This is a genomic window from Duganella callida (genome assembly GCF_004614165.1).
Classification (GTDB): domain Bacteria; phylum Pseudomonadota; class Gammaproteobacteria; order Burkholderiales; family Burkholderiaceae_D; genus Rugamonas; species Rugamonas callida.
The window spans coordinates 18,896-27,217 of the sequence record NZ_SPVG01000273.1; the positions used below are offsets into that span (position 1 = coordinate 18,896).

Here is an 8,322-nt window from a genome sequence, read left to right on the forward strand (position 1 = left end):
TTACAGGGTTGGTGATTGACCGTGCGCTGCGCTACACTTCGGTAGAAATCTCACAACGCGTTAAAATGCTATTCCTACATAATTACATAACCAGCAAGGAAGCCGCATGCTCGAAGCAAAAATAAAGTCTGTTCAATGCCTGTCGCTGGCGGGCTTGCATCGCATGTCCTATAAAGAATGGGGCGATGCGGACAACCCGAACATCCTGCTGTGCGTGCATGGCGTGACCCGCGTCGGCGACGATTTCGACAGCCTGGCGCGCGCGCTGGCCGGCGATTACCGTGTGATCTGTCCCGATATCGTCGGCCGCGGCCGTTCCGGATGGTTGAAGAACCCGCAGCTGTACGTCATTCCGCAATACGTCAGCGATATCGTAACGTTGCTGGCGCGGATTTTGAAAGACGACGAAAGTCAGAAGGTGGACTGGTTCGGTACCTCGATGGGCGGGCTGATCGGCATCGGCCTGGCTTCGCTGCCCGGCAATCCGGTGCGCAAGCTGGTGTTGAACGACATCGGCCCGGTGCTGGCGCCGCAGGCCATGCAGCGCATCGGCGATTACATCGGCCAGGATTTGCGCTTCGACAGTTTCGAGCAGGGCGCGCAGTTCGTGCGCGACGTGTCGGTCTCGTTCGGCCCGCACACCGAGGCCGAATGGCACAAATTGGCCAGCGACGTACTGCGCCAGGACAAGGACGGCAAGTGGGTACGCCACTACGATATGGGCTTGTCGCTGCCGTTCCGCTCGGCGACGCCGGAATCGGCCGAGGCCGCTCAGGCCATGCTGTGGGCGGCGTATGACGCGATCCAGTGCCCGACCCTGCTGGTGCGCGGCGCCGAGTCCGACTTGCTGTCGGCCGAGACCGCGCGCGAGATGACCGAGCGCGGCCCGAAAGCCACCCTGGTGGAGTTGCCGGACGTCGGCCATGCGCCCACCTTTGTCCATGACGATCAGATCGCGATCGCCAGGAAGTTTTTGTTAGGTTAAATGTTTATGGAAATCAAACGACTGCACGTGGGCAAGCGCCTGTCCGAGGTGGCTATCCACAACAACACGGTGTATCTGGCCGGCCAGATCCCGGATGACATGTCGGCCGACATCCGCGGCCAGACGCGCGAAGTGCTGGGCCATGTCGACCGCCTGCTGAACGAGGCCGGCAGCGACAAGACCTGCATCCTCAGCTGCACGATCTATCTGCAAGACATGGCCGACTTCGCCGGCATGAACGAGGAGTGGGACGCCTGGGTGCCGCAGGGCCACACGCCGCCGCGCGCCACCGTCGAAGCCAAGCTGTTCGATCCGAAAGTGCTGGTCGAAATCGTCGTCACCGCTGCCCAGCGCTAGGAATACCATGGTTTCCATCACCGCGCTCACCAGCGCCACGTCGGAACAGCTGGCCCAGGGTCTGTCGCCCGACGACGTCGCGCGCATGCTCGCCGCGCTCGAGTTCGCCAGCACGGCGTATGCCGACCGCACGGCCACCAGCGGCCAGCCGGCGCTGGACTTCGCGGTGGGCGTGGCCTGCACGCTGGCCTTTTTGCGCACCGACGTCGAGACCCGCATCGCCGGCCTGATGTTCGAGCTGACCGTGCTCGACCCGGAACAGGCGCCGGTGATCGAGCCGCGCTTCGGTGGCGCAGTCAACGAACTGGTGGCCGGCGTGCGCCAGTTGATCCGCCTGCGCGAGCTGACCCTGAACTCCAACGCCCAGCCGGGCGCGGCGCGCGGCCGCAACGCCCAGCAGATGGCGGTGGCGCAGATCGAAACCCTGCGCAAGATGCTGCTGGCGATGGCGTCCGACATGCGGGTGGTGCTGGTGCGGCTGGCCTCGTGCGTGACCAACCTGCGCTACTTTGCCGACATCAAGCTGTTCAACGACATGACGCGCGACTATGGCCGCGAGACGCTGGACTTTTACGCGCCGCTGGCCAACCGCCTGGGGATCTGGCAGCTGAAGTGGGAGCTGGAAGACCTGTCGTTCCGCTTCATCGAGCCGGAAACCTACAAGCGCATCGCCAAGATGCTGGAAGAAAAGCGCGTGATGCGCGAAGGCTTCGTCACCAACGCCATCGAGCGGCTGCAGTCGGAAATGGCGGCGGCCGGCATCGAGGCCGAGGTGTTCGGCCGGCCCAAGCACATCTATTCCATCTGGAGCAAGATGAAGGGCAAGGAGCTGGACTTCACCGACCTGTACGATGTGCGCGCCTTCCGCGTGATCGTGGCCGACGTCAAGACCTGCTACACGGTGCTGGGCGTGGTGCACAACATCTGGACGCCGATCCCGAAAGAGTTCGACGACTACATCTCGCGCCCCAAACCGAATGGTTACCAGTCGCTGCACACGGTGGTGATGGCCGAGGATGGCCGTCCGCTGGAAGTGCAGATCCGTACCCAGGAAATGCACAGCTTTGCCGAATACGGCGTGGCCGCGCACTGGCGCTACAAGGAAGAGGGCGGTTCCAACTTCCAGGGCCAGAAGTACGACGAGAAAATCGCCTGGCTGCGCCAGCTGCTGGCGTGGAAGACCGACGTCGCCGACGTGGTGGTCGGCCAGGAAGAGCAGCAGCGCGAATGGGTAGAGAAACTGAAAGCCGCCGCGCTCGACGACCGCATCTTCGTGCTGACGCCGCAGGCGCGCGTGATCGAGTTGCCGGTGGGGGCGACGCCGATCGACTTCGCCTACCATCTGCACAGCGACGTCGGCCACCGCTGCCGTGGCGCGCGCGTCGATGGCGTGATGGTGCCGCTCAACACGCCGCTGAAGAACGGCCAGACCTGCGAAATCATCACCGCCAAGGGCGCGCCCGGCACGGCCGGTCCTTCGCGCGACTGGCTGAACGACGAATACACGGTGGCCACGCGCACGCGCTCGAAAATCCGCGCCTGGTTCCACGCGATCGACATCCAGGAAACCCTGTCGCACGGCCGCGCGGTGGTGGAAAAGACCTTGCAGCGCGAAGGCAAGACCGCGGTCAACCTGGAAGCCCTGGCCAACAAACTGGGCTTCGCCAAGGTCGACGATTTGTTCCTGTCGGTGGGCAAGGACGAATTCAGCCTGCGCCAGATCGAACACGCGCTGCACGATACCGGCGAGCCGGCCGAGCCGGTGGACGAGGTCTTTCTCGGCAAGAGCCGCGCGTCGAGCGTGGAGCAGGGCGCCAAGTCGGGCGTGCTGGTGGTTGGCACCGACGGCCTGATGACGCAGCTGGCCAAATGCTGCAAACCGGCGCCGCCGGACGGCATCGTCGGCTTCGTTACGCGCGGCAAGGGCGTGTCGATCCACCGCCTGACGTGCAAGAACTTCGCCGAAATGCGCGCCAAGGCGCCGGAGCGGGTGATCGTCACCGAATGGGGGCGCACCTCGTCCGACACGGTCTACCCGGTCGACATCTTCGTGCTGGCGAGCGACCGCCAGGGTCTGCTGCGCGACATCTCGGAAATCTTCTCGCGTGAAAAGATCAACGTGATCGGCGTCAACACGCAAAGCGCCAAAGGCTTCGCGCGCATGACCTTCACCGCCGAAATCGGCGCCACCGCCCAGCTGCACAAGGCCCTGAGCGCCATCGCCGAAGTCACCGGCGTCCAGGAAGCCCGCCGCGCCTGAAATCCGGGGTCAGTTCTGCCAATCGCACACGGGCCCAGCCGTAGCGCATGCTACGGCTGGGCCCGTGTGCGATTGGCAGAACTGACCCCGGATTTTGCGATGCCGGTGGCGATGGCCTGGGCCAGCAGGTGCACGTGGTAGCCGTCGACGAAGCCGTGGTGGGCTTGCACCGACATGGTCATCGTCAGCTTGCCGTCGGCGCGCGGGTCGCTGAAGCGGCCCCAGGCCAGCGACGGGATGTCGTAGGTCTTGTGCTCGTAGATCGGGTGCTCGACCGACGTCAGCTTCAGCCACGGCATGCAGGTGATGTAGATGTTGCGCCGTTGCTCGTATTCGCTCAGATCTTCGGCGGTGTTGATCAGTTGCGTGGTGGTCTCGGCTTCCTGCTTGGACGCCAGGCTGCGCGCGATGAATTCCCGCAGGTCGTCGGTCATCACGAAACGCGCGAAGTTGAGGTTGTTGTCCTGATTGACCACGGTGTACGAGGCCCAGAAATCCGCGATCTCGATCACTTCGCCGCGGTAGATGCGGTAACGGAAGTTCTCGATGCCCTGGACGGCGTGCAGCACGTGGTACAAAAAGAAGTGGAATGGCGGCAGGCCGTGATGTTTGCAGTGCGGCCGGAAGTCCGGCACTTCCAGCTCGAAGCTGAGGTTGACCAGGGGATTTTCAAAGGAGGCGAAGGCGTTGTAGCGGTCGCGGCGCTTTTCGAAGTTCTGCATGGGATGATGGTTCAATGGTGCAGGCCGTATTGTAGCGCCTGCACCCATCCCGCCGCGGTTAACGCTGACCCGTAAAGCCGTAACGCTGGCGCATCAGCGTGATGTAGTCGCTTTCCGAGGTGTTGCGGCGCGCCTCCACCAGCGACCGGATGTCCTCTGTGGCCAGGTAACGCAGCTGGTCGCTGCCGTCGGTGACGGCCTGGTAAATCACGCGCGCCACGTCTTCCGAGGTGGCCAGCCGCTGGCCGCGCAATTGTTCGAACACGGCGGCGGTGTGCCGCGTGAAGTCGCGGTAGTCGGCGATCTCCGCTTGCGCTCCCGCTTCCTGGCCGGAGCGGTTGCTGAAACCGGTGTCCAGCACGCCGCCCGGCTCCACGATCTTGACCGTGATGCCAAGCGCGGCCAGCTCGTAGCTGAGCGACTCGGAATAGCCTTCCAGCGCGAACTTGCTGGCACAATACAGCGACACCATGGGCAGGGTGAACACGCCGGCGCCCGAGCTGACGTTGACGATCACGCCCGCGCGCTGGCTTCGTAATTGCGGCAGCGCGGCGCGGATCACGTTCATGGGACCGAAGACGTTGACGTCGAACTGTTCGCGCACCTTTTGCGGCGGCGTCGATTCGAACACGCCGAACAGGCCGAAGCCGGCGTTGTTGACCACCGCGTCCAGCGTGCCGAAGCGGTCGGTGGCCGCCGCAATCGCTGCCTGGGCCGAGGCCGGGTCTTGCACGTCGAGCGGCGTCACCAGGACGTTGGGCAGGCGCGCGAGGTCGGCGCCGGCGCTGATGTCGCGCATGGTGGCGACCACGTTCCAGCCGTGGCGCGCGAACAGCTGGGCGGTGCTGCGGCCGAAGCCGCTCGAGCAGCCTGTGATTAAAATAGTCTTTTGCATGATGCTCCTCGTTGACAGGGGAGCCCCAGTGTAGAAGGGTGGTCAGCGTGCGCCTAGCCGTGTCACGCTTAACAATATGATGAGTAATTTTGCACAATGAACCGACCGTCGATGTTTGAACTGGATGCCGCGGTGCTGGTCGCGGCACGTGGCAGCTTCCGTGGCGCCGCGCGCGAATTGAAACTGTCGCCGTCGGCGGTCAGCCATGCCATCGCCGGACTGGAAGCCAAGCTGGGCGTGCGGCTGTTTCACCGCAGCACGCGCAGCGTCTCGCTGACGGCGGCGGGGCAGGCGTTTCTGGCGCGGGTGGAATCGGCGCTGGACACCATCACTGACGCTGTGTCGGAGGCAGCCGATTACCGCGAGCAGCCATCCGGCCTGCTGCGCTTGAATATGTCGGAAGGCGCCGCGCAGATTCTGTTCCGCCCGCTGATTCTGCCGTTTCTGGCGCGCCACCCCGAGATGCGCATCGACCTGGTCACGGATGGCCGGCTGGTCGATATCGTGGCGGACGGGTTCGACGCCGGCGTGCGCCAGGGCGACCTGGTCAGCCCGGACATGTTCGCCTTGCCCTGCAGCCCGGCGATCCGTTTTCTGGTGGCGGGATCGCCGGGCTATTTTGCCGTCCACGGCATGCCGGCGACGCCGCAGGCGCTGCATCAGCACGTCTGCATCCGCACCCGGCTGCCGCACGGCGGCGAACTGTACCCGTGGCAGTTCCGCCGCGGCGATGAGGCATTCGATTTCACCCCGCAAGGCGCGCTGACGCTGGACAGCCATCCGCTGATGCTGGAAGCGGCCCTGGCCGGTGCCGGGCTGATCTGGACCAATGAACAGGGCCTGTTGCCTCACCTCGCGCGCGGCACGCTGCAGGCGGCGCTGACCGAGTGGAGTCCGGCCGAGCCGGCGCTGCATCTGTATTATTCGAGCCGACGCCATCTGAGCGCGGGCATGCGCGCCTTGCTGGCGCTGGTGCGCGAGCTGTATCCTACGGCGCCGCCGCCAGCACTGCCTTGAGGATGTTTTCCGAGCGCAGCTGGCCGTAGCCTTTGCCGTAGGCGCTGGAGGTGACCACCACCACCATCTGGCGCGACGGGATCACGTAAATCTTGTTGCCGCCATTGCCCGAGGCGAAATGCACCAGCACCGGCCGGCCGTCGATCTGCTGGGTTTTCCGATACCAGAAATAGCCGTAGTGGTCGGCATAGCGGTCGTTGTCGCCGATGGCGACGCGCGGCGCCAGGGCGGCGGCCAGCCAGTCCGCATCGACGATCCGTTTGCCGTCATACACGCCCTGGTTCAGCACCAGCTGGCCGATGCGCGCCAGGTCGCGCGTGCGCAGCGACAGGTTGCCCTGACCCTTGGGATGACCGGCAACGTCCCGTCCCCATGCCCAGCGCTGGATGCCCAATGGCTGAAACAGCGCACCGCGCGCGTAGTCTTCCAGATCCTTGCCGGTGGCTTTCTCCACAGTGACGCCGGCGATATAAGCCGTCAGCGAATTGTAGCGGTAGCGCGTGCCGGGCGTGGTTTCGCGCGGGGTGGCAAGGGTGAAGGCGATTGGATCGGCGGCGTCGTCCATCTTGTCTTCATTGCCGGGCGAGGCGGGGTCTTCGTCGAAGGCGGCCAGTCCGGAGCGCATGCTCAGTACCTGGTCCAGCGTGATGCCGTCCAGCGCCGTCCCCTTGGCCTGGGGCCAGTAGTGATCGATGCGTGCGTCCGGATTCAGCCGCGCGGCGCCGGCCAGCAGGGCGGTGACGCTTTTGCCGGCCGAGCGGATGTCGTGCAGCGTGTCGGCGATTTCGCCGTTGTAGTAGCGTTCGGCGACGATGGCGCCGTCGCGCTGCACCAGCACGCTGCGCAGGTCGGGGTGCGTATCCTGGTCCCAGCGTGCCAGCACCTGGTCCAGCGCCTGCGCGCGGGCGGCGGCGGCCAGCATCAGGCCGGTCATGATGCTGAAAGTCAGCCGCATCATGCCGGCCCCTGCGGTGCGACTTCCGCCTGCAAGGTGATGTGGTCGATGCCGTGCTTGTCCAGCAGCATGGCCTTGATGCGGTGCAGGACGTCCGGCCACTGTTCCAGCTGGGTGATCTCGACGTGGCCGATCAGCGCGGGCTGGCCCGGCGACATGTCCCACACGTGCAGGTCGTGCACCGAGCAGACGCCGTCGATCTGTTCCAGGTCGGCGCCGACTTTGAGGTAGTCGATGGCGTCCGGCACGCCGCCCATCAGGAAGTGATAGGACTCATGCAGCACGCCCAGCGTGGATTTCAAAATCAGCAGGGCGACGAATACCGACAACAGCGGGTCGATGCGCATCCAGCCGGTGTAATAGATGACGGCGCCCGCCGCCAGCGCGGCCACCGAACCCAGCAAGTCGCCGAGCACATTGACCAGCGCCGCCCGGGTGTTCATATTGCTGTGGCCGCGCGACAGCATCCACGCCTGGATCATGTTGATCAGCAGGCCGATGCCGGCGACGATGAACACAGTCGCGCCATGCACTTCCTGCGGCTGGCTGAAGCGCTGCACGGCTTCGTAGATAATCCAGCCGACCAGCAGCAATAGCACCAGGCTGTTGACGAAGGCCGCCAGCGCTTCCGCGCGGCCGAAACCGAACGAGTGGCGCGGCGAAGGTGGCCGCTTGGCGATGATCTGTGCTAGCAGCGCCAGGCCGAGCGCGGCGGCGTCGGTGACCATGTGGCCGGCGTCGGAAATCAGCGCCAGCGAATTGGACATGAAGCCGGTCACCACTTCGACGATGGCAAAGCCCAGCGTCAGCACCAGCGACCACGCCAGCACCGCCTGGCTGCGCTGCACGGTGAAGTGCTGGTAATGGGCGTCGCCATCGCGGTGTTCGTGCAGGTGGGCGGAGGGCGAGGGCGGCAAAGTAGGCGTATCGGCTTGCATAAGTATCTGGTCGAGGACGAATAACCTTAGTTTATAGCAAGCCAAACCCGCATGCCGCCTGGCTTCATAGGGGAAATTGAAATGTTTCCCATCATTACCCTTGTTTTTCTCCGAATCGCTCTCTATAATGCTGGTCTTCGGGCGGTTAGTTCAGCTGGTTAGAATACTTGGTCGACATCCAAGGGGTCGGGGA

At 64.5% G+C, this 8,322-nt stretch carries 8 protein-coding genes; 4 read left to right on the forward strand and 4 right to left on the reverse strand.

Translation table 11 applies throughout. The features are described 5' to 3' along the window. Positions 1-106: 106 nt before the first annotated feature. From E4L98_RS28785 to E4L98_RS28795, 3 genes are read left to right on the forward strand one after another with little or no spacing between them, the layout of a single operon-like run. The gene (locus E4L98_RS28785) at positions 107-985 is read left to right on the forward strand and encodes an alpha/beta fold hydrolase (protein WP_135204969.1); all 879 of its coding nucleotides are present in this window, start codon (positions 107-109) and stop codon (positions 983-985) included. Positions 986-991: 6 nt separating this feature from the next. After that, positions 992-1,342 carry a RidA family protein gene (locus E4L98_RS28790; protein ID WP_135204970.1) on the forward strand — a complete coding sequence of 117 codons (351 nt, stop codon included), beginning with the start codon at positions 992-994 and terminating at the stop codon, positions 1,340-1,342. Positions 1,343-1,349: 7 nt separating this feature from the next. Then, on the forward strand, positions 1,350-3,602 hold the full coding sequence (locus tag E4L98_RS28795) for a RelA/SpoT family protein (protein WP_135204971.1): 2,253 nt from the start codon (positions 1,350-1,352) through the stop codon (positions 3,600-3,602). A gap of 50 nt (positions 3,603-3,652) precedes the next feature. On the opposite strand, the gene E4L98_RS28800 is transcribed toward E4L98_RS28795, so the two are convergent. Continuing rightward, complete coding sequence (locus tag E4L98_RS28800) at positions 3,653-4,324, reverse strand: CatA-like O-acetyltransferase (protein WP_135204972.1); 672 nt, start codon at positions 4,322-4,324, stop codon at positions 3,653-3,655. A gap of 58 nt (positions 4,325-4,382) precedes the next feature. After that, positions 4,383-5,219, reverse strand: a complete 837-nt coding sequence (locus E4L98_RS28805; RefSeq protein WP_135204973.1) for an SDR family oxidoreductase — start codon at positions 5,217-5,219, stop codon at positions 4,383-4,385. A gap of 96 nt (positions 5,220-5,315) precedes the next feature. Between E4L98_RS28805 and E4L98_RS28810 the strand changes: the two genes are divergently transcribed. Then, positions 5,316-6,236, forward strand: a complete 921-nt coding sequence (locus E4L98_RS28810; RefSeq protein ID WP_135204974.1) for a LysR family transcriptional regulator — start codon at positions 5,316-5,318, stop codon at positions 6,234-6,236. On the opposite strand, the gene E4L98_RS28815 is transcribed toward E4L98_RS28810, so the two are convergent. After that, positions 6,208-7,194, reverse strand: coding sequence for a serine hydrolase domain-containing protein (locus tag E4L98_RS28815; protein WP_205746860.1), 987 nt, complete (start codon positions 7,192-7,194; stop codon positions 6,208-6,210). The two genes, E4L98_RS28810 and E4L98_RS28815, sit on opposite strands and share 29 nt — an antisense overlap. Further along, complete coding sequence (locus E4L98_RS28820) at positions 7,191-8,129, reverse strand: cation diffusion facilitator family transporter (RefSeq protein ID WP_135204975.1); 939 nt, start codon at positions 8,127-8,129, stop codon at positions 7,191-7,193. The genes E4L98_RS28815 and E4L98_RS28820 overlap by 4 nt, the downstream gene beginning before the upstream one ends. Between the last annotated feature and the right edge of the window lie 193 nt (positions 8,130-8,322).